The 24,679-nt window shown below is 65.8% G+C and carries 27 protein-coding genes and 1 pseudogene; 11 read left to right on the forward strand and 17 right to left on the reverse strand.

The window, feature by feature from the left end:
- Nucleotides 1-2 precede the first annotated feature (2 nt).
- Nucleotides 3-902, forward strand: a complete 900-nt coding sequence (locus MKI84_RS04975) for a LysR family transcriptional regulator (RefSeq protein WP_241617027.1) — start codon at nucleotides 3-5, stop codon at nucleotides 900-902.
- 36 nt (nucleotides 903-938) lie between these two features.
- On the opposite strand, the gene MKI84_RS04980 is transcribed toward MKI84_RS04975, so the two are convergent.
- The 3 genes from MKI84_RS04980 to MKI84_RS04990 form a co-directional block, all read right to left on the reverse strand.
- Nucleotides 939-1,274 carry an Atu4866 domain-containing protein gene (locus MKI84_RS04980; protein WP_241617029.1) on the reverse strand — a complete coding sequence of 112 codons (336 nt, stop codon included), beginning with the start codon at nucleotides 1,272-1,274 and terminating at the stop codon, nucleotides 939-941.
- 129 nt (nucleotides 1,275-1,403) lie between these two features.
- Nucleotides 1,404-1,955 (reverse strand): nuclear transport factor 2 family protein, encoded by a 552-nt coding sequence (locus MKI84_RS04985; protein WP_241617031.1) that lies wholly within the window; start codon nucleotides 1,953-1,955, stop codon nucleotides 1,404-1,406.
- Between the two features lie 165 nt (nucleotides 1,956-2,120).
- A complete protein-coding gene (locus MKI84_RS04990) occupies nucleotides 2,121-3,179 on the reverse strand; it encodes an aldo/keto reductase (protein ID WP_241617033.1) in 1,059 nt (352 codons plus the stop codon).
- 98 nt (nucleotides 3,180-3,277) lie between these two features.
- On the opposite strand from MKI84_RS04990, the gene MKI84_RS04995 reads away from it, so the two are divergent.
- The gene (locus MKI84_RS04995; RefSeq protein ID WP_241617036.1) at nucleotides 3,278-4,168 is read left to right on the forward strand and encodes a LysR family transcriptional regulator; all 891 of its coding nucleotides are present in this window, start codon (nucleotides 3,278-3,280) and stop codon (nucleotides 4,166-4,168) included.
- A gap of 192 nt (nucleotides 4,169-4,360) precedes the next feature.
- On the opposite strand, the gene MKI84_RS05000 is transcribed toward MKI84_RS04995, so the two are convergent.
- Nucleotides 4,361-5,263, reverse strand: a complete 903-nt coding sequence (locus tag MKI84_RS05000; RefSeq protein WP_241617039.1) for a LysR family transcriptional regulator — start codon at nucleotides 5,261-5,263, stop codon at nucleotides 4,361-4,363.
- 168 nt (nucleotides 5,264-5,431) lie between these two features.
- On the opposite strand from MKI84_RS05000, the gene MKI84_RS05005 reads away from it, so the two are divergent.
- Genes MKI84_RS05005 through MKI84_RS05015 form a run of 3 tightly spaced genes read left to right on the forward strand, consistent with a single transcriptional unit; the run spans nucleotide 5,432 to nucleotide 7,689 of the window.
- Nucleotides 5,432-6,229, forward strand: coding sequence for a transporter substrate-binding domain-containing protein (locus tag MKI84_RS05005; RefSeq protein ID WP_241617040.1), 798 nt, complete (start codon nucleotides 5,432-5,434; stop codon nucleotides 6,227-6,229).
- Nucleotides 6,230-6,258: 29 nt separating this feature from the next.
- Complete coding sequence (locus MKI84_RS05010; RefSeq protein WP_241617042.1) at nucleotides 6,259-6,960, forward strand: ABC transporter permease; 702 nt, start codon at nucleotides 6,259-6,261, stop codon at nucleotides 6,958-6,960.
- Nucleotides 6,961-6,963: 3 nt separating this feature from the next.
- Nucleotides 6,964-7,689, forward strand: a complete 726-nt coding sequence (locus tag MKI84_RS05015; protein ID WP_241617044.1) for an ABC transporter permease — start codon at nucleotides 6,964-6,966, stop codon at nucleotides 7,687-7,689.
- Here the strand turns inward: MKI84_RS05015 and MKI84_RS05020 are convergent.
- From MKI84_RS05020 to MKI84_RS05040, 5 genes are all read right to left on the reverse strand, one after another.
- On the reverse strand, nucleotides 7,643-8,395 hold the full coding sequence (locus tag MKI84_RS05020) for an amino acid ABC transporter ATP-binding protein (RefSeq protein WP_241617046.1): 753 nt from the start codon (nucleotides 8,393-8,395) through the stop codon (nucleotides 7,643-7,645). The genes MKI84_RS05015 and MKI84_RS05020 overlap by 47 nt on opposite strands.
- Complete coding sequence (locus tag MKI84_RS05025) at nucleotides 8,392-9,888, reverse strand: leucyl aminopeptidase family protein (protein ID WP_241617048.1); 1,497 nt, start codon at nucleotides 9,886-9,888, stop codon at nucleotides 8,392-8,394. Before MKI84_RS05025 ends, MKI84_RS05020 begins: the two co-directional genes overlap by 4 nt.
- Nucleotides 9,885-11,015 carry a Rid family hydrolase gene (locus MKI84_RS05030; protein WP_241617050.1) on the reverse strand — a complete coding sequence of 377 codons (1,131 nt, stop codon included), beginning with the start codon at nucleotides 11,013-11,015 and terminating at the stop codon, nucleotides 9,885-9,887. The genes MKI84_RS05025 and MKI84_RS05030 overlap by 4 nt, the downstream gene beginning before the upstream one ends.
- A 12-nt stretch (nucleotides 11,016-11,027) precedes the next feature.
- Nucleotides 11,028-11,666 carry a DUF1989 domain-containing protein gene (locus MKI84_RS05035; protein ID WP_241617052.1) on the reverse strand — a complete coding sequence of 213 codons (639 nt, stop codon included), beginning with the start codon at nucleotides 11,664-11,666 and terminating at the stop codon, nucleotides 11,028-11,030.
- 253 nt (nucleotides 11,667-11,919) lie between these two features.
- Nucleotides 11,920-12,855, reverse strand: a complete 936-nt coding sequence (locus MKI84_RS05040; protein ID WP_241617055.1) for a LysR family transcriptional regulator — start codon at nucleotides 12,853-12,855, stop codon at nucleotides 11,920-11,922.
- 127 nt (nucleotides 12,856-12,982) lie between these two features.
- Between MKI84_RS05040 and MKI84_RS05045 the strand changes: the two genes are divergently transcribed.
- Genes MKI84_RS05045 through MKI84_RS05065 form a run of 5 tightly spaced genes read left to right on the forward strand, consistent with a single transcriptional unit; the run spans nucleotide 12,983 to nucleotide 17,068 of the window.
- Nucleotides 12,983-13,828 (forward strand): transporter substrate-binding domain-containing protein, encoded by an 846-nt coding sequence (locus tag MKI84_RS05045; protein WP_241617057.1) that lies wholly within the window; start codon nucleotides 12,983-12,985, stop codon nucleotides 13,826-13,828.
- Nucleotides 13,829-13,868: 40 nt separating this feature from the next.
- Nucleotides 13,869-14,528 (forward strand): amino acid ABC transporter permease, encoded by a 660-nt coding sequence (locus MKI84_RS05050; RefSeq protein ID WP_241617059.1) that lies wholly within the window; start codon nucleotides 13,869-13,871, stop codon nucleotides 14,526-14,528.
- A gap of 3 nt (nucleotides 14,529-14,531) precedes the next feature.
- A complete protein-coding gene (locus tag MKI84_RS05055) occupies nucleotides 14,532-15,248 on the forward strand; it encodes an amino acid ABC transporter permease (RefSeq protein ID WP_241617061.1) in 717 nt (238 codons plus the stop codon).
- Nucleotides 15,249-15,290: 42 nt separating this feature from the next.
- Nucleotides 15,291-15,971: a DUF1989 domain-containing protein gene (locus MKI84_RS05060; RefSeq protein WP_241617063.1), complete on the forward strand. Its 681-nt coding sequence runs from the start codon at nucleotides 15,291-15,293 to the stop codon at nucleotides 15,969-15,971.
- On the forward strand, nucleotides 15,968-17,068 hold the full coding sequence (locus MKI84_RS05065; protein ID WP_241617064.1) for a DUF917 domain-containing protein: 1,101 nt from the start codon (nucleotides 15,968-15,970) through the stop codon (nucleotides 17,066-17,068). The genes MKI84_RS05060 and MKI84_RS05065 overlap by 4 nt, the downstream gene beginning before the upstream one ends.
- Before the next feature lie 315 nt (nucleotides 17,069-17,383).
- Here the strand turns inward: MKI84_RS05065 and MKI84_RS05070 are convergent, their stop codons facing one another.
- The 6 genes and pseudogenes from MKI84_RS05070 to MKI84_RS05095 form a co-directional block, all read right to left on the reverse strand.
- On the reverse strand, nucleotides 17,384-18,289 hold the full coding sequence (locus tag MKI84_RS05070) for an SMP-30/gluconolactonase/LRE family protein (protein WP_241617066.1): 906 nt from the start codon (nucleotides 18,287-18,289) through the stop codon (nucleotides 17,384-17,386).
- A 20-nt stretch (nucleotides 18,290-18,309) separates the two neighbouring features.
- Entirely contained in the window at nucleotides 18,310-19,527 is a 1,218-nt protein-coding gene (locus MKI84_RS05075; protein ID WP_241617068.1) for a mandelate racemase/muconate lactonizing enzyme family protein, read from the reverse strand.
- Nucleotides 19,528-19,581: 54 nt separating this feature from the next.
- A complete protein-coding gene (locus tag MKI84_RS05080) occupies nucleotides 19,582-20,379 on the reverse strand; it encodes an ABC transporter permease (RefSeq protein WP_241617070.1) in 798 nt (265 codons plus the stop codon).
- Nucleotides 20,376-21,245, reverse strand: a complete 870-nt coding sequence (locus tag MKI84_RS05085; RefSeq protein WP_241617072.1) for an ABC transporter permease — start codon at nucleotides 21,243-21,245, stop codon at nucleotides 20,376-20,378. Before MKI84_RS05085 ends, MKI84_RS05080 begins: the two co-directional genes overlap by 4 nt.
- A gap of 11 nt (nucleotides 21,246-21,256) precedes the next feature.
- On the reverse strand, nucleotides 21,257-21,406 hold the full coding sequence (locus MKI84_RS05090; protein WP_241617588.1) for a hypothetical protein: 150 nt from the start codon (nucleotides 21,404-21,406) through the stop codon (nucleotides 21,257-21,259).
- Nucleotides 21,407-21,416: 10 nt separating this feature from the next.
- Nucleotides 21,417-21,653: pseudogene (locus MKI84_RS05095) on the reverse strand (P-type conjugative transfer ATPase TrbB); the annotation flags it as partial.
- Between the two features lie 340 nt (nucleotides 21,654-21,993).
- On the opposite strand from MKI84_RS05095, the gene MKI84_RS05100 reads away from it, so the two are divergent.
- Nucleotides 21,994-23,109: a Fic family protein gene (locus MKI84_RS05100; RefSeq protein ID WP_241617074.1), complete on the forward strand. Its 1,116-nt coding sequence runs from the start codon at nucleotides 21,994-21,996 to the stop codon at nucleotides 23,107-23,109.
- A 130-nt stretch (nucleotides 23,110-23,239) separates the two neighbouring features.
- Here MKI84_RS05100 and MKI84_RS05105 read toward each other — a convergent pair whose 3' ends face one another.
- Nucleotides 23,240-23,953: an SDR family oxidoreductase gene (locus tag MKI84_RS05105; RefSeq protein WP_241617076.1), complete on the reverse strand. Its 714-nt coding sequence runs from the start codon at nucleotides 23,951-23,953 to the stop codon at nucleotides 23,240-23,242.
- Nucleotides 23,954-24,000: 47 nt separating this feature from the next.
- Nucleotides 24,001-24,678, reverse strand: a complete 678-nt coding sequence (locus tag MKI84_RS05110; protein WP_241617078.1) for a peroxiredoxin-like family protein — start codon at nucleotides 24,676-24,678, stop codon at nucleotides 24,001-24,003.
- Nucleotide 24,679 lies beyond the last annotated feature (1 nt).

A 24,679-nucleotide genomic window follows, 5' to 3' on the forward strand; every position in this document is an offset into this window, starting at 1 on the left:
GAATGGTCCGTCCGAGCCTGAACGATCTGGCCGCTTTTGCAGCCGTGGCCAGCCACCTGAGTTTCCGTCGCGCCGCCGATGTGATGGGCGTTTCACGCTCCGCACTCAGCCACGCGATCATCGGGCTGGAAGAAAAGCTGGGCGTCCGGCTGTTCAACCGAACGACGCGAAGCGTGTCGCTCACCCAGGCCGGCGCACGCCTGCTCGCACGCCTCGACCCGGTTCTGCAGGATCTCGATCAGGCGCTCGATACCCTCTCAGAAGACCGTGGTTCTCCCAGCGGTGCGCTGCGGATCAATGCGAACAAGAGCGGGGCCCGCATCCTGCTCGCAGACGTGGTGCCGCGATTTCTCGATCTCTATCCCGACGTCGAGCTCGATCTGGTGTCGGAGGGGCGGCTCGTCGATATCGTGGAACAGGGTTTCGATGCCGGCGTGCGCCTGCTGGAGGCCGTGCCGCGCGACATGATCGCGATCAAGTTCGGGGGCGAAGTCCGTTTCATCGCCGTGGCCGCTCCGGCCTATCTGGAGGGCGGCGCGACACCGAAGACGCCCGACGACCTGCAGGCGCATCGCTGCATCCGTCAGCGTTTGCCCAGCGGGAAGCGCTATCGCTGGGAATTTGCCAAGCGCGGCGCCGAGATCGCGGTCGATGTGCCCGGTAACCTCACACTCGACGACAATGATCTGCTCGTGCAGGCAGCGGCGGCCGGGCGTGGCATCGCTTATGTCCCCGAGCATTTCGCCCGGCCATTCCTGAAATCGGGTCAGCTTGTGACCGTTCTTGAGGACTGGTGCCCACTGATGCCGGGCCTTGCGCTCTACTATCCGCGCAGCCGGCACATGCCGTCGCCGCTCCGGGCCTTCATCGACCTGCTGAAGCAATGGGACAGGGCGGGATGACGCCGCGAGGGCGCGCCGCCGCTGCCCATCGAGGCTTCACGGCGTTGTGGGGGGACCCATCCGACGGCGCAACACCATCCCGCCGTGATGCAAGGTGTGGGCGTCCACGAAGTCGCCATCGGCGGTAAAGCCGGTGTCGTCCCAATAGTCGATATGCGTGCCGGTCACTTCGTAGCGGCCTTCATAGGCGCGCTCGCGTGTGCCGCGCGCCTCGACATAGCGACCGTTGGGCAGGAGTTCGTGGCGGACGCGGCCATCGTCGGTGACCCACATGCCGGCATAGGGATGGTTGGGCTGCAATGCGGGCTCCTCGGCATGTGCGGGCTGGCTCAAGAGTGTGGCGGTCATCAGGACCGCAAAGGCATGACGCATGATGGGGCTCCTCAACATCGGCGGGGGCTGTCGGCCGCGAAGGCCGAACGGGGCGCTGCAGGGGTTCAGGGACCGGCGGCCCCGCGCGCACGGCGCGAGGCTTGTCGTGGCAGGGCCAGACGCTGCCGGCTATTGCGGGCGCGGCTCGTTGTTTTCGACCACCTGCTGGTAGGCCGCGAGATCCAGAAACGCCTCAGCCTCGATGACCAACCCGTCCTTCATCCGGAACATCCAGAGGAACCGGTTGCGATAGGGCGCGCCCGAGGTCGTCGTCGCCGCACCGTCGAAGCGGATGAGGACGGTGTCTCCAACGGCGTAGATGCTGCGAACCTCCGGCACGACCGGGGTGGCGAGACGGCTGGTCAGGGGGCGCGATGCCCGTTCGACGAAGTCGTCCTGGCTGCGATACGTGCCGGCGACCGGGCCGGAGCCGTGGATCGTCCAGACGACATCGGGGGCGAGAAGCGCGGCGAAGACGTAGGTTCCTTCGCGCCATTTCTCGAAAGCCCCATAGACGATGGCCCTGTTACGACTTTCGATGGCCGTGTCATGGGTTTCCGCGCCCGGGTCGGATGCCGTGATCTCGGCATGTGCCGGAGCGATGACGGTGAGGAAGGCGGACGCGATGAGCAGCCTGTGGCCCGCGCCTGCAAGGCGGGCGCTCAATGAAAAGCGTGTCATGGGATCGTTCCTTTCGTTGGCATGCGGGGGGCAGGGAAGTCTTGTCTCGTCGGCGCGCCGTTGTGTTCGCGGAGGATCTTTCAGACGCCGCCGGCGACATGAGCGGCGCCGCGAATTCCGGCGTCGACGTCGCCAGGTCGCCCCCGGCGATCGTCTCCGGGCCGTTCAGGTGCGGCCGGCCACGGCAGCTCCGCCGAAGATGAGCTGCTGGACCAAGGGGCGCTCCACAAAACGGGCCGGGAATATCGGATCGGGGGCGCTGGCCCGGTTCAGGCGATCGAGCTGCTCCGGCGACAGGGCCACGTCCAGCGCGCCCAGATTCTCCTCCGCCTGGGCGAGGGTGCGCGCGCCCATGACGGGCGAGACGACCGCCGGGTTCGCGAGCGTCCATGCCAGCGCGATCTGGGACGGTGTCGATCCCACTTCCTCGGCCACGGCGCGAACTTCCTGCGCGATCTCGATCGAGCGCTGGTTGAGATGCCCCGACGAGGCGATCACGCCCTTGCGGCTGGCAGACACAGCGGCATCGCGTGAATCCTGGACGTCGGCCCTGCCGTATTTGCCGGCCAGCACGCCGCCGCCCAGCGGCGACCACGGGAGCACGCCGAGCCCCATCGCTGCGGCCATCGGCATGAGTTCGTGCTCGACGGTGCGCTCCACCAGGCTGTATTCGATCTGGAGCGCGACGAAGGGCGACCATCCCCGCATGTCCGCGAGGGTCTGCATTTCGGCGATCCGCCAGGCGGGTGTATTGCAGATGCCGAGATAGATGATCTTGCCGGACCGGACGAGGTCGTCGAGCGCCCGCATCACTTCATCCGGCCGGGTCGTCATGTCCCACGCGTGGAGATAGAAGAGGTCGATCCGGTCGGTGGCGAGCTGCCTCAGGCTTTGCTCGACGGAACGCACCATGTTGAGGCGGTGGTTGCCGCCCGAATTGGGGTTGCCGGGCTCACGGGCCATCGTGAACTTCGTGGCGAGGACGAGCCGCTCCCGCTTGTCACCCGTGAACGCGCCGAGGAAGCGTTCGGCTGCCCCGTTGGTGTAGTTCACCGCGGTATCGATGAAATTTCCGCCACGATCGATGTAAAGATCGAAGATGCGTCGAGACTCGTTACTATCCGCGCCCCAGCCCCAATCTGATCCGAACGTCATGGTGCCTAGGCTCAACGGTGAAACACGCAAACCCGAGCGTCCCAGAAGCTTGTAGTCGGTGAGCGTCATTTTTCCGCACCTCTCGTTTCACTGACCGAAAACTAGAGGTCACCGACCAAACGGACAACTTGCCCAATCGTAACCAGGCTGGTAACGTCAGATTACCAATGGCTGTCGATCTCACTGGAATTTCTGTCTTTCTCGCCGTCGCGGAGATGCGGAGCTTCCGCGCGGCCGCCGATCATCTGGGCGTGACGCGGCCGGCGGTAAGCCAGACCATCCGTCGGCTGGAAGATCGCCTCGGCGTCGCGCTGGTGCAGCGCACGACGCGAAGCGTCAGCCTGACGGAGGCCGGCGAGCAGCTTTTCCAGCGCGTGGCGCCGGCCATCGCCGAGGTCGGCCTCGCCCTGGACGCCGCAGCGGATCGGGACATGGCGCCGAGCGGGCTTTTGCGGCTGGCGGTGTCCTCGATCGCGGAACGGTTCATCTCAGGGCCGCTGCTTGCGGGCTTCGCGGACGCCTATCCGGCCGTTCAGATCGACGTGACCGTCACCGATGAGGAATTCGACATCGTGGCGGAGGGCTATGATGCCGGGGTGCGGCTTGGCGAGGTGATCGACCAGGACATGATCGCTATTCCCGTCTCGGGCGAGCAGCGCCAAACCGTGGTCGCGGCGCCAGCCTATATCGAGCGCTTCGGCAAGCCTTCGCATCCGTCCGAGCTGGCGCAGCATCGCTGCATCGGCTGGCGTCTCGCACCCCAGACGGCGCCTTACCGCTGGGAATTCGGCGAAGAAGGGCGCGAGTACGACGTCGCCGTCGATCCTGAGATCACCACCAATGACATGTGGCTGATGATCCGCACGGCCTGCGCGGGGGGCGGGATAACCTTTGGCATGGAGGAGACCTTCAGGCCCTATGTTGCTTCCGGCCAGCTGGTGCCTCTCCTCGAAGATTATTGCCCGCCCTTTGCGGGCTTCTTCCTGTATTTCCCCAATCGTCGGAATCTCGCCCCAAAGCTTCGGGCGCTGGTCGACTACGTCAAGCGGTCGCGCTAGCGCCACGTATCGCCCAGGGGCGGGGCTTGCCTACCACTGCGGTGCAGAAGCGTTGCGTTGATGGATCGTGCATATTTCTTTTATTTTTCAATTACTTGATCGAATCTCTAGCTCCGCCATCCTGGATAAAATAGGTCCCGATCAATCCGGAGCCCTCGGCGAGACCTATTGGCGTGATGTGCGTGGACGTTTTTATTCGCCGATCTTTTGAGCCAGCTCTGCGAGCTTTTTCGAGAAATGTTGCGTCACCGCGTCGAAGCGCGCGCTGTCGCGATGAACGATGGTGAGCGTCTGCGCTCCAACATCGGCGTCGCGAAGAGGGATGAAGGCGAGAGTGCCGCGCAGCCTTTCGAGTTCGACGTCCGCACGCGTGAGAACGGTGATGGTATCGGTCAGCATCACGTTGCGCTTCAGGAGGTCGATCGAGTTCGTCTCCATAAGCGGCTCGATGGAGACACGCGCCTTGCGGGCTATGCGATCAAAGAGCAGCCTGAGCGTCACGTCCTCGGTCGGCAGAACGAACGGATAGTCGAGACATTCGCTCAGCCGCAGACTGGCCCGGCCCGCAAGCGGGTGCGACGGACGCACGACAATTCCGACGCGGCAAGAGACTTGAGCGTGGATGGTCAGCCCCGTCTCGGTCGGAAAATCGAAGCCGAGCCCGAAATCGGCATCGCCGCCCGCTACTGCTGCCACGATGCTGTCCGCCGGCATCGCGCGCACGATGATCTTGGTGAGCGGGTATGTCTGCTGGAAGTCGCTGACCACATGAGCGAGCACGTCCGCGGTGAGGGCCTCAAGTGTGGCGATGCTTATCCGCGTACGGCGCAGCGTCTTCACGTCGGCGATGCGCAGCATCGCACGGCCATGATCCTTCATCGTGTTGCGGATATGCTCGACCAGGATCTCGCCGGTGGTGGTCAGTCGTACGCCGCGCGGCAGGCGCTCGAACACCGGCAGGCCAAGCTCTTCCTCGAAGGCGATAATCTGACGGTTGATCGCAGTAGACGCGACATTGAGCCGTTCAGCCGCCTGCCGGATCGAGCCGGCGCGGGCCACCTCGTCGATGTAGCGAATGAGGCGGGAGTGCAGCATGGGTCGGTACCTCGGGGAGCAGTGCCGAAAACGCACCGCTATGCTTCCAAATCTGTGCTTCTCAAGCCGCACTATAATGCAAGAACGTGCTCCGTGCAGATGAACGGGACGGGCGCCCGACACGGATTGGCCGCCGCCTTCTGAAACGGTGAAACTGAGGAGTTGACGATGAGCCTGTTCGGCCTGATCGGTCGCGCGACCTGTGTAACCTTGTTCGTGGCGGCGCTGGGTGCGAGCCAGGCGGCCGCGCTTGAAAAGGTGACCGTTGCCACGGAAGCCGACTTCCCGCCCTTCAACAAGACGGAAGCCGATGGCAGCTTCAGCGGTTTCGAGATCGATCTGGGAAAAGCCATTTGCCAGCGCGCCCAGCTCGACTGCACGTGGGTGAAGCAGGACTTCTCCGGCATGATCCCGGCGCTTCAGGCGAAGAAGTACGACTTCATATTCTCCTACATGTCGATCAACGACGACCGTTCGAAGGTCGGCCTGTTCTCGATCCCCTACATCACCGATCAGTTCCGCTTCTACGGCCCCAAAGGCGCCGCGGTCACGCTACCGGGAGGCCTTGACGGCAAGAATGTCGGCGTGCTCGCCGGCTCCACCGGAGAGCGTTTCGTCAAGGAGAAGTGGGGCAACAAGGTCGAGGTTCGCAGCTACGAGAATCTCGATCAGGTGAATGCCGATCTCGAAGCCGGCCGCATCGATTTCGGCTTCAACGCACAGCTTCCCGTCAGCGTCTTCCTGGCCTCGCCGGCCGGGGCGGGTTTTGACTGGGTCGGCCCGGCCTACAGCGACCCGATCCTCGGGCGAGGGGCGGGCGCCATGTTCCGCAAGGACGAGACCGCGCTGCGCGATAAGGTCGACGCCGCCATCCGCAGCGTCTATGCCGACGGCACGTTCAAGGCGATTGCCGCCCGCTATTTCAAGCCGGGCGTGGATGTGAGCGCCGAGCCGCTCTGGAAGTGAGCCGCTGAAGGCCCGGCCGGGGAGAGACCATGGACTTGTCCATTCTGGCCTTCGGGTCCGGTTGGGGAAATGCGCTGGCGCGGGGGTTATTCGTGACCCTCGCACTGGCCGCGGCGTCGGTCGTTCTCGGCACAGGGCTGGGTCTGGTGGGCGCCCTGGTGGCGACCTCGCGCTTTCGCATCGCTGCCGTGATCGTCGGTGGCTATGAAGTGGTGATGCGAAGCGTGCCCGAACTGCTGGTGATCTTCGCGGTCTATTACGGTTTCTCCTTCGCCCTCCAACCCTTTTTGCAGATGGTCGGCATCGAGGGCTTCGTCGCCATCAATGCCTTCTGGTCGGGCGTGCTCGCGATCGGCATGGTGCACGGCTCCTATTGTTCGGAAGTGTTCCGCGGGGCGTTCCTGGCGGTTCCCGCCGGACCGCTGGAGGCGGCGCGCGCGCTCGGGCTGCGGCCCTTTCCGGTTTTCATCGCCGTCAAGCTGCCGCTCGCCCTGCGCTTTGCCCTGCCGGGGCTCATCAATCTCGTGGTGGTGACGCTGAAGGCGACGCCGCTGGTCGCCGCCGTCGGCCTTCAGGACCTGCTGCGCGTGGCGGGCGATGCCGGCAAGAACACCAAGCAATATCTCACCTTCTACCTCGTAGCGCTGGCGATCTATCTGGTCCTCGCGGTTCTCATCTGGGTGGTGGAAAGCCGCATCGAGCGGCGGGCCTCCCGGTTTCTCGGGGCGTAACCCATGATCGAGGCCTTCGCTTCCCTTGGCCCCTATGTGCCGCTGCTCATGGAAGGCGCAGGCACGACGCTGCTGCTGTTCGTGCTGACCCTGCCGATCGGCCTGCTCATCGCGCTGCCCTTCGCCTTCGCGCGCAATGCGAGCCTGCCTGTGCTGCGCGGCGTGGGGCACGGATTCGTTCTCTTGTTCCGGGGAGCGCCGCTGCTGGTGATCCTGTTTCTGGTCTATTACGGCCTGCCGCAGGTGCCTGGCATTCGCCAGAGCGCGATCTGGTTTCTGCTGCGCGATCCGTTTCCGGTGGCGCTGGTCGCGCTGTCGCTGAATTCGGCGGGCTTCCAGACGCACATCATCGCCGGGGCGCTGCGCAATGTTCCCGCCAATGAGATCGAGGCGGCGCGCGCGGCGGGGTTCTCGCGGATGCAGCTCTTGCGGTTCATCATCGTGCCCCATGCCATTCGGCTCGGCATACGCAGCTTCGGCAATGAGGCCGTGTTTGTGCTGAAGGGAACGGCCGTGGTAAGCTTCATCACGGTGCGCGACCTGATGAGCGCGGCGAACCAGGTCTATTTCCGCACCTTCGAGCCGGTGCCCCCGCTGCTGGTCGCCGCGCTGGTCTATCTCGTGATCGTCCTCGCGGTGTCGCGCATCGTCCGCAGGGTGGAGTTGCGGCTGACGCCCGAACTCAGGATGACGCGCTCGCGCCGAGAAATGCCGCAAGCCGCGCGCTGACAGGATTGGCGATCATCGCCTTCGGCGCTCCCTGCTCGACGATCTGGCCCTCGCACAGGAAGACAAGACGGTCGGCGTGCTCGCGGGCAAAGCCGAGTTCGTGTGTCACCGTCACGGTGGTGATGCCTTTGGCCGTTGCCTCGACGATCGCCGCCATGACGCTGCGGACGAGTTCGGGATCGAGCGCGGATGTCGGCTCGTCGAGCAGCAGGATGTCCGGCCCCTTGGCCAGCGCCCGGGCGAGCGCGACGCGCTGTTGCTGCCCCCCGGAAAGCTCGAACGGATAACGCGCCGCGAAGCGGTCCATTTCCAAGGCGGCAAGGTGCTCCAACGCCTTCTGACGCGCCGTCGAGGCTGGAAGCTTGAGAACGTGACGCAGCGCCAGCATCACATTCTCCAGTACGGTCATCTGGGAATAGAGATTGAATGACTGAAAGATCATATCGGTGCGCTGGCGGCATTCGGCGAGGCCGACAGCGCTGGAAATGTCTTCGCCGAGCACGATGATGCGCCCGCTTTGCGGCTGCGCGAGGCCGTTCATGCAGCGTATCAGGCTCGATTTGCCGGAGCCCGACGGCCCGATGATCGCGACGCGCTCGCCGCAATGGATGGTCAGGTCAATGCCGCGCAGAATGTCGGTCGAACCGAAGGCCAGCCGCACCCCGGTCATCTCGATCACCGGCATTCCCGGGCTGAAGCGCTTCATCCCTCAATTCCGCGCGCGGAGGACCCGGCCCGCTCGATGAGGAACTGGACCAGCAGCCGCGTGCCGCTCGCGGTCGGCCCTTTCGGCAAATGCGGATGCTCCGCCTCGTTCCAGGCCGTGTTGTAGATGTCGAGATGGACCCATGGCTCGGTGCCGATGAAGGCGTGCAGAAAGCTGGCGGCGGTCATCATGCTGCCTTGCTGCACCGTGGTCGAGATGTTGCGCAGATCCGCGACATGGCTGCGCAGCAGATCGCGATATTCCGGCCACAGCGGCAGCCGCCACACCCGCTCGCCCGCCGTCGCCTCGGCGTGGCCGAACGCATCGGCAAGAGCGGTGTCGGTGGCAAACATGCCGATCCCGACGGGGCCGAACACGATGGAGCTCGCGCCGGTGAGGGTTGCGAGATCAATGATCGCGCACGGGTTGAGCGAACGCGCATAGCTAAGCGCATCGGCAAGGATCAGGCGGCCCTCGGCATCGGTGTTCAGGATTTCCACCGTCTGGCCGGAGCGGGTGCTGACCACATCGCCCGGCCGGGTAGCGCCGCCGCCGGGCATGTTTTCGACAATCGGAAACAGCGCCGTGACCGCAAGCGGCAGATCGAGCGCCAGCAGCGCGGTGAGCGCGCCGAACACCGCCGCGCCGCCGCCCATGTCGGCCTTCTGGCGCTCCATGTCGAGCGCCGGCTTCAGCGAGATGCCGCCGGTATCGAAGGTCACGGACTTGCCGACAAGAACCAGCGGCGGCGCGTCCTTCGCCACCCCGGCGGGACGATAATCGGCGCGCACGAAGCGCGGCTCGGCATGGGAGCCCTGCGCCACGGCGAGCAGCGCTCCCATGCCTTCCGCGGCGATGGCCGCACGATCGAGAGTGGTGACGGTCAGGCGCCGATCAGATGCCAGCGCCTCGATGCGCGCGGCGAAATCCACTGGCGTCAGGCGATTGGGCGGCTCGTTGCACAGGTCGCGTGCCGCGTTCACCGCCTGCGCCACAGCCCTGCCCCGCCGGGCGGCCGTCGTCGCGACCGCCGAAAGCCCTGGCGGAGCGACAAGGCGGAGTTGAGCCAGCGGCGTGTGGCGCGCCCGCCGCGTCCGGTAGCGGTCGAAATCGTAATCGGCGGAAAGGGCGCCCTCGACGAGCGCCTGGACCTGGGCCGCCAGCATGTCGTCCGTCGGGCTTGAAAGGCCGGACGCATCGACGACGAGACGGCCGACCTCCCGCTCCCGCACCGCCTTGACCGCAGCACCTGCCGCGCGGCGGCAGGTTTCCGCATCGACCGGCCCGTCACCCAGGCCGGCGAGAACCAGCCAGCGCGCCGCCACGAGGCCATGACCGGCAAGCAGCGTGACCGCCTCCCGGCGCCACGCGTCTTCAGCCAGGATCGAGGTTCGCGACAACAGGTCAGGGATTTGTTTCGAGCCCACGAGCAGCAGGAGCGCGTCGCCCTCCTGCGCAGTAGCGGCCCCTTCGACGACGTCCAGCTCCATCATGCCGGCTGGCCCGCGAGAAAAACGCCGTCGCGCCCGGCGCCGATCACGGCGATGGCCTCGATCTCGACAAGCAGGCCATATTGCCCGAGCGGCGCTCCGACCACGGTACGCGCGGGGTAGTGCCCGGTGAAGCAGCCAGCGTAGGCGGCATCGAATTCGTCAAACAACCGCATGTCGGAAAGCGTGACGGTGGTGCGCACGACATCCGCAAGGCTCGCCCCCAGCGCCTCGAGCGACATGCGCACATTCTCCATAGTCTGCACGGTCTGCGCGGCGATATCGCCGGGGCCGACCAGCCGATCCTGCGCATCGTAGGGGCACTCACCGGCGATGAAGACCATCTCTCCGACGCGTGCGCCGTGGGAATGGGGGCCTTTGCATGGCCCGAGCTCCGGCAGATAGACGGTGTCTTCCCGGCGCTGGAAGCCGGTCCGCCCGACGCCGCTCTGGGTCGAATCCACGAAACGATAAGGCCCGCCGCGCGCCGCGACCGCCTCCACCTCGATGAGCGCCAGCGGGTGCTCCAGCATGCCGCCCACCGAACAGCGGGCCGCGTTGGCGCCCGTCAGGCGCTCATTATAGACGGCGTTATAGAGCGCGTAATTGTGCCAGCAGGCGGCGGTATTGTTGATCTTCAGCACATCCGCCGGTCCGGCGCCATAAGGGGCCAGCGCCGCGAGAATACCGTCGAGCACATGTTGCGCCTGCACGGTGAGATCGCCCGCGCCGGCAAGGCTGCCGCTCAGGCCTGGGCGCGCACCGTCCGCGAACAGAAGGTCGCCGATAATCGTCACGCCAATGCCGCCGCCGCCCGCCTGGCGAACGGGCTCCACACCCGTGCCGGCAATCACCTCGATCACGGCTTCCACCCCGTCCGGCAGCATGGCACCAACCATGGAGGTCGCCGCCGGCCCGTCCGGCAACTGGCGACGCAGGGACGGGGCGCGGCGGATGTCCGACAGATAAGCCTTGAGCTTTGCCGCCAGCGGGAGTCCGGTTCCCACCGCCTTGAGCACGGCCTCAATCGGCGCGAGCGCGAGGCCGCTTGTGAAGACGAGGCCTCCGGCCTGCACCGCAAGACTCGCCGATCCACGGACCGGCAGCGGAAGATGACGTATCTCGGCCACGACCCGGCTCCCTCAGACCTGTTCCGGCGGGAATATCTCGACCCGCAGCGGCGTCAGCTTGTAGCCGTTGCAAGGCCCCTGATCGGACGGGCAGTTCGAGATGCCGACGATGAGGTCCATATCGGCGCGCAACTCCACGAAATCACCGGCCCTGGAGGTCGGCGTGGTCGTCCTGATCGAGCCGTCCGCCTGCAGATCGACATTCATGAACACGTTGAAACTGTAGGGGATTTCTTTCATCGGCAGGGCGTAGGGGCGCAGGGCGGCTTCCAGATTGCAGCGGCAGTTCGGCGTGTGGCGCAGGCCGTAGCGCTTGAAGTTGGCGCCCTCATTGCAGGAGCCGGCGAGCAGGTCATGGACGCCGCACGTATCCTCGATCAACGTCATGAGGCTGTTGCAGTCATTGGACAGCAGGCTCTTGCCTTTCTTCATGTAGATGGAGCCCTGATCCATCATCGTCACGTGCACCGAGAGCTTCTCCGATGTCTTGTCACGGTTGAAGCAAACAAGATCGGCAACCTGTTGCCCCTCAACGTCGGTGATACGAAGAACCTCGCCAGTGCTCATCTCGAAGCCGATATAGGCTCGAGGCGCCAATATCTGGTCGATTCTCGCCACGCCGCGCGCGGAAGTTTTTGCCGGTGCATCCATGACCGCTGACTCCCCACTCTCCAGTCGACGCACTTGTGCGAGGTGGAGCGCAGACTGAGAAGCATCATTTTCGTCCCGATACGGTGCCTGAAGGGCACCGCTCCTCCGCGAACGGCGCGTGATTTTGAGGGATCACCGTGACGCTCGCAGACGAGCGGACGGCATCATCTCAGCAATGCCGCTTGTCCCCTCGCGCGTCGCAAAGCTTCAGTTCGGGCGCCTCATCCGCGGCGACGACGGCGACATTGGAGCCTCATCGATCAGGAAAGCTGCGGCTGCTTACTCCCCCGTCCCCGATCTGCTGAATGACATCGGCGAGCTTCTCGGCAAAGCGCATGGTGAGACCAGAGAGTTGGGCGGTGTTTCTATGTAAGATGACGAGCGTCTGCCAGCTGATCTCCTCCGAGATGATCGGAACGAACGTCAATGTGCCGCCAAGGCGTTCCAGTTCCACATCCGCGCGGGTCAGCACGGTGGCGAGGCCGCTCAGGCGGGCGAGGCGCTTGAGAAGGTCGATCGAATTGCTCTCGACCATCGGCTCGATGGCGAGGCGCGAGCGCCGCGTCAGCCGGTCGAAGATGGTCCGCAAGGTGAGGCCCGGTGCCGGCAGGGCGAAGGGGTGGCCGGCGAGATCGCTGGCTCGCACGCTGCTGCGGCTGGCAAGCGGATGATCCGGGCCGACCACGAGGCCGACGCTGCAGCGGGTGGAACTGTAGACCTTGAGGTTCGGTTGCGGCGGCAGGTCGAAACCCAGGCCGAACTGCGCCTCGCCCCCACCCACCGCCAGCGCGATGCTGTCCGCCGGCATCGCCATCAGCGTGATGTGCGTTAGCGGATAGGCCATGTGCCAGGCGCTCACGACGGGCGCCAGCACATCCGCGGTCAGTGCCTCCAGCGTCGCGACGTTGATGCGCGTGCGCCGCAGCGTCTTCAGGTCGCTGATGCGGCTGATCGTGCGCGAATGGTCCTTCATCGTCGCCCGGATGTGCTCGACCAGCAACTCGCCGGCGGCGGTGAGGCGCACTCCGTTCGACAGGCGCTCGAACACGGCGACACCCAGCTCCTCCTCGAAGGCGAGGATCTGGCGGTTGATAGCCGAGGAGGCAATGCCAAGCCGCTCGGCCGCCTGCCGCATCGAGCCCGCGCGGGCGACCTCGTCGATGTAGCGCATGAGACGGGAATGCAGCATCGGCGCCTCCAGTAGCCGCTGCCAAAAAGGCAGCGCTTGATTGAGTTAATGATGCTAGCGGGCGGACGCACGCGCTCCTAGCCTGTTCGCACCTGCACAATTCACGACGGGCCCAAAGGAGACTGGGATGATCAAAAGGAGCTGCTGGCGGCTGGCCAGCGTCACCGCGCTTGCCCTCACCGCCCTGTGCTCGGGCTGGTCGGCGAAGGCGGATACGCTGGCGACCATTCTGGCGCAGAAGAAGGTGACCGTCGGGACCGAAGCGGCCTTCCCGCCGTTCGAATTCATCGAGGACGGCAAGATCGTCGGTTATGGCAAGGATATTCTCGACGTGGTGATCGCCGATCTCGGCGTCGAGCTGGTCCAGCTCGACGTACCCTTCCAGGGCATTCTTCCGGGCCTCGACGCGAAGAAGTTCGACTTCGTGGCCACCTCCGTCGGCATCACCCCGGAGCGCGCGGCAAAATACGCCTTCACCATGCCAATCGCGGTGAGCAGCGAAGTCATCCTCAAGCGGGCGGACAGCCCGATCTCAAGCATCAAGGACCTTGAAGGCAAGGTGGTGGGCACCCAGCTCGGCACCACCACCGAGCAGGAGGCCCGCAAGGCCGATGCCGCGCTCAAGGCCGCGGGCGGCAAGGGTTTCAAGGAACTGAAGCTCTACCCCTCCTTCCCGGAAGTCTATGTCGCCCTCGCCAGCGGCGAGCTGGACGCCGTGGTTCAGAGCGGGCCGAATGTCGCCACGCTCATCAAGGAAAAGCCGGGCGTCTTTGCCGTCGGCGAAACCATCAGCCAGACACCGCGCTACATCGCTTGGGTCACGCGCCCGGCCGATCCTGACCTGCGGGCGCGGATTTCCGCGGTCATCAAGAAACTGCGCGACAGCGGCAAGCTCGCCGAACTCCAGAAGAAGTGGTTCGGCTTCACGATGGAGATTCCCGATACCGGCTACCTTCCCCCCGGCGCGCTGTGACGCCACGGTGACGGTACGGGTCGGGTGAGAGGAGCGAGCGATGGGGTTCGACGGGACCGCCTATGTCGACGCGCTGCCAAGGCTGCTCGCCGTCAGCTGGATCAGTCTCGCCATCGCCAGCTTCGCCATGGTGGCGGCGCTTATCGGCGCGGTCGGGCTGCTGTTGCTGCGCGTGCTGAAATGGCGCCCGCTCAGCCTCCTGCTCGCCGCGCTGCGCAGCATCGTCTTCGGCGTACCGGTGCTGTTGCTCATCCTCTTTGCCTATTACGTGCTGCCGGCGGCGGGGGTGAACCTGTCGCCGGCCGTTGCCGGAACGCTGGCTCTGGCGCTGTGCAGCGCGTTCTTCATGAACGAGATCTTCGCGGGGGCGCTGAGTGCCATCCCTCCCGGCCAGATCGAGGCCAGCGCCGCGCTGGGGCTGCGCCCCTTCTGCGTGTGGACGCGGGTGCTGCTTCCGCAGATCCTGCGCGTCAGTATCGGGCCCCTCGTGAACGAGTTCACCATCCTGCTGAAGGCGACGGCGCTGCTCTCGGTCATCACCGTCACCGACATGATGCGGACCGCCCAGCAGATCTACGCGGTGAACTACCGTCCCTTCGAGACCCTGCTGGCTGCGGCGACCATCTATGTCGCGCTCAACCTGCTCGCCAGCCGCGTCGGCGGCGCGCTCCAGTCGCTGGCGCGCGAAGGGAGCCGTTGAGCCTTGGCGACGTTTGATCTCGCGCTCCGCTACTGGCCGCTGCTGGCAGACGGACTGCTGCTCACCGTGTGGGTGTCGCTCGCCGGCATCGCGCTCGCGCTCGTGGCCGCGATTCCGCTGGCGGCGTGCAAGCATTCCCGCCGGAGGCTGCGGCGGCTGCCGGCCGCCGGGCTTATCGAGGCGCTGCGCAATGCGCCCTTCATCGTGGTGCTCTTCCTGGTTCATTTCGGCCTGCCGAGGCTAGGGGTGCGCCTCGCCGCCTGGGAGAGCGGCATTCTCGCGCTCGCGCTTTACGGCTCGGCCTATTTCGCGGAAGTGCTGCTCGCCGCCTACCGCTCGGTGCCGATTGGCCAGACCGAAGCCGCCCGAAGCCTCGGATTGTCGCAATGGGCCGTTCTGCGCCTCGTCGTGGGCCCGCAGATGATGGGGGTAGGTCTGCCGCCCGCGCGGGTCATCGCGATCATGCTGCTCAAGGATTCCGCGATCCTGTCCGTTATCGCCGTCCCGGAACTGACCCATGCGACACTGCGCATCCAAGCCGAGACCTTCGACACGCTCGGCACCTTCATCATTACCGCGGCGCTCTACTGGCTGCTGGCAACAGCGCTCGGCGGCCTGCTTGGCCGGTTTGATCTCGGCGCGAGCGAGCGTCGCCGGAACACACTTCGCGGCAGCGCCGTGGCGCGCCGTTACCTCGCGCTCGATGGCTTCCGGCGCTGACCGCCAGCAAGCCCACACTTCAACAAGAAAGGAACAAACGCCATGGAACAGTCGCTCGACGCGCCCGGCAGCCTCTCCGAGCTAAGTGGCCTTCCCGGCGAGCCCGGCGCGCGCCGGTGGGAGCGCGTTCTGGAGCCGAAGGGGCGGATCGCTTTCGAGCTCGATCGGGGCGATACGCTGCGCATCGTCGACCTCGACGGGCAGCAGGTGGCGGATTTCATCTGCTTTAACCGCCACAACCTCGTCGAGAAGATCTCCCACAGCACCACCGTCATGGTGAAGGGCAACATCCACCTCACCACCGGCGACTATATCCGTTCGGTCGACGCCTATCCCATGCTGAAGATCACGCAGGACACGGTGGGCCGGCACGACATCCTCGCCGGCTCCTGCTGCCCCGGCCTCAACCGGCTGCGTTATGGCGACAAGGCGGCGCATCAGCCCAACTGCCGTGAGAACCTCGCTGCCGTCATGGAGCCCTATGGCGTTCGGCTGAGCGAAATTCCTTACACCTTCAACATCTTCATGAATGTTCCCGTAAGCCCCACCGGCGACATCGAGGTGATCGCGCCGATCTCGAAGCCCGGCGACTTCATCGATCTGCGGGCCGAGATGGATCTGGTCGTGGCGATCTCGAACTGCCCGCAGGAGCGCAATATCTGTAACGGGTTCAAGGCGACCCGGCTCGGCCTCGTCATTTACGACACCCGGGCCGCGTCATGAGCAACCCGGCGCTGGACGATCTGTTTCGCGGTCTCGTTTTCTACGGCACCGGCGGCGGAGGGCGCGCCGAGCCCGGCCTTGCGCTGCTGCGCGCCCATTTCGGCACGGGCTGGACTCCGCGCTTCGCCGCGCCCGCGGATCTGCCGGCGGACGCCTATGCCTGCGCGACCATCGTGATCGGCGGACGCGACCCCGCCGATGACATGCCGGCCGCCCTGCGCACCGCGCTGGGTAGGCCCGAGGCCGACCTGTCCATGCCGCTGCGTTTCGCGCGCGCCATTCAGGCGCTTGAACGGGCGACAGGCACGGAGATCGCTGCCCTGGCGGTCGTGGAACTGGGCAGCCTCGCCATGGCCGCGACCCTGGTGGCGGCGGACCTTCTCGGCAAAGCCGTACTCGACTGCGATGGAACCGGCCGTTCCATTCCCGAACTCGGTCTCGCCAAGCTCGATCTCGCCGGCCTCGCGCCCGCGCCGGCGGCGCTTGTCGACCGCTTCGGCAACGAGACCGTGCTACTGAAAACGCAGGGCGCGGCCATGACCGATCGGCTGGCGCGGCAGATCAATGCCGCCGTCTACGGCCGAGGCCTCGCTTGCGCCGCCTATTTCGCGCCCATCCGCTCATTCGCCGCCGGGCTCGTGCCGGGCAGCGTCGCCCTGGCGCAGGAGGTGGGGGCGATCCTCGGCGGAACCGGCCCCGTGGCGGAACGGCTCGCGACCCTGCTCGCGCGAACGGGGGGACGCCAGCTCTTCACCGGTTGCACGACGGAAGTGCGCTGGCGCAGCGCCGAGCCCTACCGTTTCCGCGATCTTGATTACTACTTTGCGGGCACGGAAATGGAGGCCGGCGAGACGTTCCGCATCTGGGTGAAGAACGAGCACCACCTTGTCTGGCAGGGAGACCGGATCGTCGCCTCCAGCCCCGACCCGATCGCCGTGCTGGATGCGCGCACTCTCGAACCTCTAACAACCCTCGGGGATGTCGAGCCGGGCCGGGAGGTGGTGGCTGTCGCTGTGCCTGCGCTTGATCCGATCTGGCGGACACCGCCCGGGCTCGAACTGCTCAGCCCCGCCCGTCTCGGTTTCGACGCGAAGTAGCGCCAGATGCCGGCGAATTCTGGCAAGGGCGCATCCACGGTCGTGACGAGGTCATTTTGCGCCTGTATTCGGCAGTGACGTCGCACCAGGGAGCACGATCGGCGACGATGGCGCGCCGACCAGGGTGGAAGTGCGAACACTTATGTCGTTGAAATTGCCTTCAATTAGACGAGTGGCGACCTGATCTTCTGCGAAGGGATGATGCATAAACGCCGCAGGGTGCCGTCTTGGAGCGGCCGGTTTGCGTCACCGCTGTAGATGACCGACTACAGCACGTCCTCTCCTCGGAGCGACTGTTTGTCCAAGGAGTGATTTTCACCGGCCTCTGAATGTCTGCTCGGCGATCCCCACGAAGCCCGTTTGCAACGCGAAAAGCGAGCCGGAGAGCGGGGCCGCTTCCAGCAGCGGAGCCGTAAGGTCCAGCCGCGCACTGGTCGCGAAAAGAACAGACAGGTCCTGCCCTCCAAAGGCGATGCTCGTAAGGCGCGGTACCGGGAAAGGTATCACAAGCACGCGCTCCCCCTCCGACGAGAAGCGGGTGACCCGCCAGCCATCCCAGTGCGCCACCCAGACGCCCCCGTCGGCGTCGACGGTCAGTCCGTCAGGATATCCCTCGTCGATCGCCATTTCAGCGAAAACCCGGCGATTGCGGACACCGACGACATCGGGCGCGAGATCATAGGCGAGGATCCGCCGTCCAACACTGTCGCTGAGATAGAGCACATCGCCATCCGGCGAGAAGGCCGGTCCGTTGACCACGGTGAAGCCGCTGTCCGCCAAAACGGGAGGCGATCCCGGTGCCCAGCACCACAGTGCCCCTCTCGGGTCGCGTTCGGCGAGATCGCTCGTACCGATCCACAGGCGCCCCCACCGGTCGACCTTGGCATCATTATAGGCAATGCCGCCGCGTCCTGCCTCGGGATGGCAGAGCGGTTCCATGCCGCCACGCTCCCAGTCATACAGCCACAGGCCGTCGGAGGCGCTCAATACGAGGCGGCCGGGCCCGTTCCCGGCGACGATTGCGCCCAGTGGCGGCGGACGATCGATCCGGCGGGTCTCGACCCTCCCTTCGTCGTCCATGCGGTGCAGCCGTGCAAGGGCTAGGTCCAGCCAGTAGAGGTGGGAATCCATGGGATGCCAGAGCGGGGCCTCGCCGAGTGCGTCCCCGGTTTCAGCGGCGACCCGACAGGTCGGGCGCGACGAGATCGGTCTGCGGGTCATCGTCCGCCCCTTTCCAGGCCTCAGGACGCCACGTCCATCGCCGTCATACCGGCCGAGCCGGCATCGTCTCCGGCGCGCGAGGCAAACAGGACCCGGCCCCCGACGGAGATTTCCACCTCAACCCGGTATCGCTCCAGGGCGGCAGGGTCGATCTCGACCCCCAAGCCCGGCGCCTCGGGTGCCGCGATCTCGCCATTGCTGTCGCGCTCGATGTGGTTGGCCGTCAGTTCCACCGCGAGCGGCTGCAGCGCCACCGGAAACTCGCAGAGCGTCGCCTCGGCCACGCCGGCGAAGGGCTGGAGCGAGGCGCTCAGCGCCAGGTTCGACGTGAAGGTATGGTTCACATAGGTGACGCCCTTGGCCCGCGCATGGTCGGCCACCCGCTTGGCCGGGCCGATGCCGCCGATGCGCCCGCAATCGATCTGCACATAGCCGATGCCGCCGAAATCGATGAGGTTGCGGGCCATGTGGAAATTATGGGCGCCTTCGCCGCCGGCCATCTTCACCGTGCTGCGCGCAGCGAGCGCCGCGTATTCGCCATAGGCACTGGCGGCGAACGGCTCTTCCAGCCACGTGGCGCGCGCCGCCTCGAGGGCCGGAAGGCGCTCCGAGGCGCGCTCGACGTCCTCGCCGAAGATCTGGCCGACATCGACGAGGAGGATTCCATCGGCGCCAAGCCCCTCGCGAGCGGCGACGAAATGATCGACATCCACCGCCAGCGCGCCGCGCCCGATCGGCCCCCAGCCGAACTTCACCGCGCGGAATCCCTCGGCGCGCGAGCGCCGGCCGCGCTCCAGCGTCTCCTGCGGCGTGTCGCCGAAAAGTTGCGAGGCGTAAGGCGTCTTGCGGCAGGAACGGTCATAGCCGAGCAACTTCCAGACCGGCTCGCCGCGCACCTTGCCGAGCAGGTCCCACAGCGCCATCTCGATGCCCGACCAGGTGTGCGCGGCCTGCAGCAGGTCCATGCTGTCATATTCGACCTGCGCGGCCATGCGGGCGATGTCCTGCGGCCCGTCGAGCCACTGGCCGAGCACCGCGCTTTGTACCGGCTGGCAGGCGCCATGCGACATCGGGCAGACGAACGCGGCGATGGCGGGCAACGGAGCCGCTTCGCACTCGCCCCAGCCGACATGGCCGGCGGCCGTGACGCGCACGACGAGCGCGTCCTGGCTGCCATCGGCCGCGGTGGTGATCTCGGGCATGGCCAGATAGAAAAAATCGACGGCTTCGATCTTCATGGGACGCGTCTTCTCTCAAAAAAAAGCAGGTGTTGGGTCGGGCGGCGTGGCGTGTCAGACACGCTCGCCGGCGCGTTGCATCAGTCCGATGGCGAAGGTGATGGCGGCGGTGCACAGAAAGATCAGCGTCGCCAGGGCGTTGATCTCCGGGACGAAGCCGACCCGCATCATCGCCCACAGCCGGATTGGCAGCGTGGTCTCGGAGCCGGCGACGAAGAGGGTGATCAGCGTCTCGTCGAAGGAGATGGCGAAGGCCAGCAGCGCGCCGGAAATCAGTGCCGGCCGCATCTGCGGCAGGACCACGTAGCGCAGCGTCTGCACGCGCGAGGCGCCGAGATCGAGCGAGGCCTCAGTGAGGCTGCTGCCCAGCAGTTGCAGGCGCACCAGCACCGTGCGGTACACCACCGGCACGATGAATACGACGTGGGCGATGATGATCGTCACCAGCCCGCGGCCGAGATCGATCTCGCGAAAGGCGATCAGCAGCGAGAGGCCGGTGATGATCGGTGGCAGCAGGAACGGCAGGAACACCATGATCTGCATGGCGATGCCGAGGCCGCGCCGTGCCGAGACGAAATAGAAGGCGAACATCAACGCCAGCACCAGCGCCAGAAGGCTCGACACCGTCGCCACGACGAGCGATGTCGAGAGCGCCGAGAGAATTTCGCCATTGGCGAGCAGGGCGACATAGGGATCGAGCGAGAAGGGCGCAAAGCCGAGCGTGCCGCGCACCCTAACGATCTGGAAGAAGGAGAGCGCGGCCGTCGCCAGCAGCGGCGCATAGAGCGCGATGAGACCGAGGCCGGCGACGAGGCCGAGCAGCGCATCGAGACATGGCGCCTTCTGCTTCATCGCACATGCTCCCGCCGGAGGCTCAGGCCGGCAAGCGCCACCGCAAGCAGCGTGGTGGCGAGCAGGATAACGGCGAGGGCCGAGCCGAGCGGCCAGTTGAGCGCGAGGCCGAACTGGCTGAACACGATGCGCCCGAAGGTGAAGCCCTGGGTGCCGCCCACCATTTGCGGCGTGACGAAATCGCCGAAGGTGAGGATGAAGGTGAACACCGCGCCAGCGGCGATGCCCGGCCGCCCGAGGGGCAGGACGACGTCGCGCAGCGTCTGCAGCGGCGTGGCGCCGAGGTCGGCGCAGGCGGCGAGGTAGTTCGCCGGGATACGATCCAATGCCAGATAGATCGGCAGGATCGCATAGGGCAGATACAGCACCGCGAGAGCGATGAAGATGGCGGTGCGCGAGAACAGCAGCGCCTCGATCGGCTGGTCGATCAGCCCGAGCCCCAGCATGGCCTCGTTCAGCAACCCGCGCTGTCCCAGAATGGAGCGGATCGAATAGACCTTGATGATGTAGCTCATGAACAGCGGCAGCATGAAGCTCATCAGGATCAGGAAGCGCATGCGCGGGGTACGCCGGAAGATGAACAGCGCGATGGCGGTGGAGAGGGCCACATTCACCAGGGTGACCTGCAGCGACAGCCCAACCGTCTGCAGATAGACGGGCAGATAGCTGCCCTCGGTGAAGAAGGCGCGGTAGTTGGCGAGCGTCGGGATGAGAAGGATCTGCCCGTCCTGCAGCGTCCAGAAGCTTACCGCCACGAAGGAGAGTATCGGGATCACCACGAAGAGCAGCGGCAGGCCGAGATTCAGCGCATGGCCAAGGCCGGCGCGCAGGAGGTCCTGGTGATCGCGGCGAGGGGAGATGTTCATCGCCCCCCTCCTCACGGTGCTGCCTGCAGCAGAGCGGCGTCATCGGCCGCCCAGCCAAGCCTGACGGATGCCCCCGGCCGAAGCCCGGCGACCGAGCCATCGGCGAGGCGGCGCACCTTGATCACCGCAGCCGGCAGCGCGGGAGTGAGCAGTTCGATCATCACATTGGCCCTCGGCGCCGACGTGATGTGCGACGAGGCGAACGATGCGCTCGCCGTCAGCGGGCAAGAGCCGCTCACCCGTGGCGGACAGTCCCTCCGAGAGCCGGTCGATCCACAACCGCCCGTCCGGGTTCAGCATCACCTCGACGACGGCCGGGTCTTCCAGATGCCGGGTGATCACCGGACGCAGCGCCGTGCACAGCATCCGTGTGCTGCGGGCAAAACCCTGATGATGTTGTGCTGCCATGCGAACCCCGACGTGCCGGGGTCATGACAATCTCATCCCGGGTGGGGATGATTAAAAGAGCCCGATATTGGGCCGGTTCAACAGGATTCCCTACGCGTCGCAGCGTGGCGTGCAATGACAGGCGAACGGCGGAACTGCTGTGCAGTGATCGGAAGCTTCACAGGAAGCCTCCGCTTCACGGCTTGAAACAAGGCTCCCTGTGCCCGCACAGGAAATAGGATGGAGCCGCTCGATCAGCCTAGGGTGAGCGATGGCGTGGCTCTGCCGTGAGCGATAGGATGGCCATCTATCAATCACGCATATGCTATTGTATGAGCTATAGAAAGGGAGTCTATCGCTCATGGCGTGGAACTGGACGCAGCACGGCTGGCCGCATTTTGCGTATGATCCGGTTGCCCTCGAACCGCTGGAGCGGCGGTTTCTGCTGCTCACCGGCGAGGTGATCGGCGCGGTCCGCCATGTGAGCGAGGACGAGCGGGACCTGCTGCGGATCGAACTCCTGAGCGACGAGGCCGTCAAGACCAGCGCGATCGAAGGGGAGACGCTGGATCGCCTGAGCGTGCAATCCTCCCTGCGCCGTCAACTCGGCCTCGACACCGACAATCGCACCGTGAAGCCGAAGGAGCGGGGCATCGCGGAGATGATGGTCGATCTCTACCGGAGCTGGGCCGATCCCCTCGACGCCGACACGCTATTCCGCTGGCACCGCATGTTGATGGCCGACAGTCGGCATCTGGAGACGATCGGCGGCTACCGTCGCCATGAAGACGCGATGCAGATCGTGTCCGGCCGCCAGGATCGGCCGACCGTGCATTTCGAGGCGCCGCCATCCTCCCGGGTTCCGGACGAGATGGCCGCCTATCTCGCCTGGTTCAATGGCTCGGCCGCCGACGGCGAAACGCCCTTGCCGGCACTCACCCGGGCCGGGATCGGACATCTCTATTTCGAGAGCATCCATCCCTTCGAGGACGGCAACGGCCGCATCGGGCGAACGCTCGCGGAAAAATCCCTCGCCCAGAACATCGGGCAGCCGACGTTGATTGCGCTCGCCCATACCATCGAGCAGCATCGCAAGGCCTATTACGACCAGCTCGAGATCCATCAGCGGACGCTCGATGTCACGGACTGGCTGGTCTATTTCGCGCAAACGATCATCGCGGCCCAGCAGACGACGCTCGGCCGCGTCGCCTTCCACATTGACAAGGCACATTTTTATGGTCGCTTCCGCGACAAGATCAACGAACGACAGGAGAAGGTGATCGCCCGCCTGTTCCGCGAGGGCCCCGGTGGCTTCACGGGCGGCCTGAGCGCGGAGAACTACCTCGCGATCACCGCCACCTCACGCCCCACTGCCACTCGCGACCTGCACGATCTGGTGGAGAAGGGCGCCCTGACGCGAACCGGCGAGCGCCGGTACACGCGCTACTACCTGAACTTGAAGGGTGCGGTTGGATAGTTGTGGGCGGCAATGTCAGTGACGCAAGCGTTCTGTCCTTTCGATCGCCCTCGGGGCATCCGCTTCAAACTGCAGGATGCGCCAGAAGCAGACCCTTGCTGCGCCTCGCAATCCGAACAGTAGCCGAAGGTCAGAGCGCCGCCTTGCCGATCGAGGCACCTCCGTCGACATGCAGCGTCTGTCCGGTGATGAAGGCCGCATCGTCTGACATCAGGAACGCGACGGCGTTGGCGATCTCCTGCGGCGTTCCGAACCGCCCCATCGGCACGCCGGAGAGGTAGCGCGCCTCGCCCGTGCTGCCCGGCGCGTTATTGGCGCGGAACAGCTCGGTCTCGGTCGGCCCGGGCGCAACCGCATTGACCGTGATACCGGTGGTCGCGAGCTCCAGAGCCCAGCTGCGGGTGAAGCTCACCAGCGCCGCCTTCGCCGCGGCATAGGACGTACGCTCCAGAGCGCCGAGGATGGTGAGGCTGGAGATGTTGACGACGCGACCCCAGCTGCGCGCCTTCATGGTCGGTAAGGCGGCCTGGACGGCGGCGAGAGCGGGGTGGAGATTGGTCCGCAGCACCTCGTCGAGCGTCGCGGCCTCGATCGCCCCGAGCGGGGCGGCGCGCACGAGCCCGACATTGTTGACGACGCCGTCGACCGGATGGGTGTTGACGATCTGCGCCAGTCGCCGGCTCGCTTCGGTGGCGCCGAGATCGAGTGTGTGGAGCTCTCCGGGGAAGTCGTCGCTCCGATGTCGCGCGATGCCGATGATGCGATGACCTTGCGCCGCGAGGCGCTGCGAGAGGGCGAGGCCGATGCCCTTGCTGGCGCCGGTGATGAGGAAGGTCCGTTGCATGTGCGTTCTCCGCCCCGCCCGCATCGGACGGGGCATGTCCGGATGGGTCAGGCGGTCGTCGCGCTCCGGGCGCGGAGAAGCGCGGGCAGCATGTCTTCCGGCTCGGGCCGGCGCGTATAGTCGGGATTGACCTCGGCATAGAGGATCGTGCCGTCCTCGCCGACCACGAAGCGGGCCGGCATCGGTAGGGTCCAGCTCGGGTCGCCGTTGAAGGCGGGAAGGTCGTTCTTCAGGGATTTGTAGAGATCGACCAGATAGTCCGGCAGGGCGAAGCGCAGACCGAACGCCGCGGCGACTTCGTTACCGGGGTCCGACAGGATCGGGAACGACAGGTTGTTCTGGCGGATCGATTTGCGGCTGTTGACCGGGTTCTGCGGCGAGATCGCAATGAGGCTCGCGCCCAGTGCCTGGAACTGCGGCAGAACCTCCTGCAGCGCCTGCAGTTCCATGTTGCAATAAGGGCACCAGACGCCGCGATAGAAGGTGATAACCAGCGGCCCTCTGGCGAGAAGGTCGGCCGAGGCAACCGCCTTCCCGTCGGGATCGGCCAGGGTGAAGGCCGGGACCCTGTCGCCGGCCTTGAGCGCCCGCTGCGCTGCGCCGGACGCGATGAGCTCAGCGGTGGCGCGGTGCATCGTCTCGATGACCGAACGGGGCACGTTGTAGGGCGGCCTGCCGGCTTGGAAATCAGCCTTGAAGGCGTCGAGCTTTGCCTGGAGAGACACG

Origin of the sequence: Ancylobacter gelatini, assembly GCF_022601675.1 — a bacterium.
Classification (GTDB): domain Bacteria; phylum Pseudomonadota; class Alphaproteobacteria; order Rhizobiales; family Xanthobacteraceae; genus Ancylobacter; species Ancylobacter gelatini.

Bases quoted from the DNA above. Each gene is read 5' to 3' on its own strand.
- MKI84_RS04975 (WP_241617027.1), top strand. From the start codon at position 3: ATGGTCCGTCCGAGCCTGAACGATCTGGCCGCTTTTGCAGCCGTGGCC.
- MKI84_RS04990 (WP_241617033.1), bottom strand. From the start codon at position 3,179: ATGACGCTCACCGACTACAAGCTTCTGGGACGCTCGGGTTTGCGTGTT.
- MKI84_RS05025 (WP_241617048.1), bottom strand. From the start codon at position 9,888: ATGATGGAGCTGGACGTCGTCGAAGGGGCCGCTACTGCGCAGGAGGGC.
- MKI84_RS05085 (WP_241617072.1), bottom strand. From the start codon at position 21,245: ATGAACATCTCCCCTCGCCGCGATCACCAGGACCTCCTGCGCGCCGGC.
- MKI84_RS05005 (WP_241617040.1), top strand. From the start codon at position 5,432: ATGAGCCTGTTCGGCCTGATCGGTCGCGCGACCTGTGTAACCTTGTTC.
- MKI84_RS05100 (WP_241617074.1), top strand. From the start codon at position 21,994: ATGGCGTGGAACTGGACGCAGCACGGCTGGCCGCATTTTGCGTATGAT.
- MKI84_RS05040 (WP_241617055.1), bottom strand. From the start codon at position 12,855: ATGCTGCATTCCCGTCTCATGCGCTACATCGACGAGGTCGCCCGCGCG.
- MKI84_RS05020 (WP_241617046.1), bottom strand. From the start codon at position 8,395: ATGAAGCGCTTCAGCCCGGGAATGCCGGTGATCGAGATGACCGGGGTG.
- MKI84_RS04985 (WP_241617031.1), bottom strand. From the start codon at position 1,955: ATGACACGCTTTTCATTGAGCGCCCGCCTTGCAGGCGCGGGCCACAGG.
- MKI84_RS05090 (WP_241617588.1), bottom strand. From the start codon at position 21,406: ATGATCGAACTGCTCACTCCCGCGCTGCCGGCTGCGGTGATCAAGGTG.
- MKI84_RS05050 (WP_241617059.1), top strand. From the start codon at position 13,869: ATGGGGTTCGACGGGACCGCCTATGTCGACGCGCTGCCAAGGCTGCTC.
- MKI84_RS05105 (WP_241617076.1), bottom strand. From the start codon at position 23,953: ATGCAACGGACCTTCCTCATCACCGGCGCCAGCAAGGGCATCGGCCTC.
- MKI84_RS05075 (WP_241617068.1), bottom strand. From the start codon at position 19,527: ATGAAGATCGAAGCCGTCGATTTTTTCTATCTGGCCATGCCCGAGATC.
- MKI84_RS05000 (WP_241617039.1), bottom strand. From the start codon at position 5,263: ATGCTGCACTCCCGCCTCATTCGCTACATCGACGAGGTGGCCCGCGCC.
- MKI84_RS05060 (WP_241617063.1), top strand. From the start codon at position 15,291: ATGGAACAGTCGCTCGACGCGCCCGGCAGCCTCTCCGAGCTAAGTGGC.
- MKI84_RS05045 (WP_241617057.1), top strand. From the start codon at position 12,983: ATGATCAAAAGGAGCTGCTGGCGGCTGGCCAGCGTCACCGCGCTTGCC.
- MKI84_RS05010 (WP_241617042.1), top strand. From the start codon at position 6,259: ATGGACTTGTCCATTCTGGCCTTCGGGTCCGGTTGGGGAAATGCGCTG.
- MKI84_RS04995 (WP_241617036.1), top strand. From the start codon at position 3,278: ATGGCTGTCGATCTCACTGGAATTTCTGTCTTTCTCGCCGTCGCGGAG.
- MKI84_RS05080 (WP_241617070.1), bottom strand. From the start codon at position 20,379: ATGAAGCAGAAGGCGCCATGTCTCGATGCGCTGCTCGGCCTCGTCGCC.
- MKI84_RS05065 (WP_241617064.1), top strand. From the start codon at position 15,968: ATGAGCAACCCGGCGCTGGACGATCTGTTTCGCGGTCTCGTTTTCTAC.
- MKI84_RS05035 (WP_241617052.1), bottom strand. From the start codon at position 11,666: ATGGATGCACCGGCAAAAACTTCCGCGCGCGGCGTGGCGAGAATCGAC.
- MKI84_RS05015 (WP_241617044.1), top strand. From the start codon at position 6,964: ATGATCGAGGCCTTCGCTTCCCTTGGCCCCTATGTGCCGCTGCTCATG.
- MKI84_RS05070 (WP_241617066.1), bottom strand. From the start codon at position 18,289: ATGACCCGCAGACCGATCTCGTCGCGCCCGACCTGTCGGGTCGCCGCT.
- MKI84_RS04980 (WP_241617029.1), bottom strand. From the start codon at position 1,274: ATGCGTCATGCCTTTGCGGTCCTGATGACCGCCACACTCTTGAGCCAG.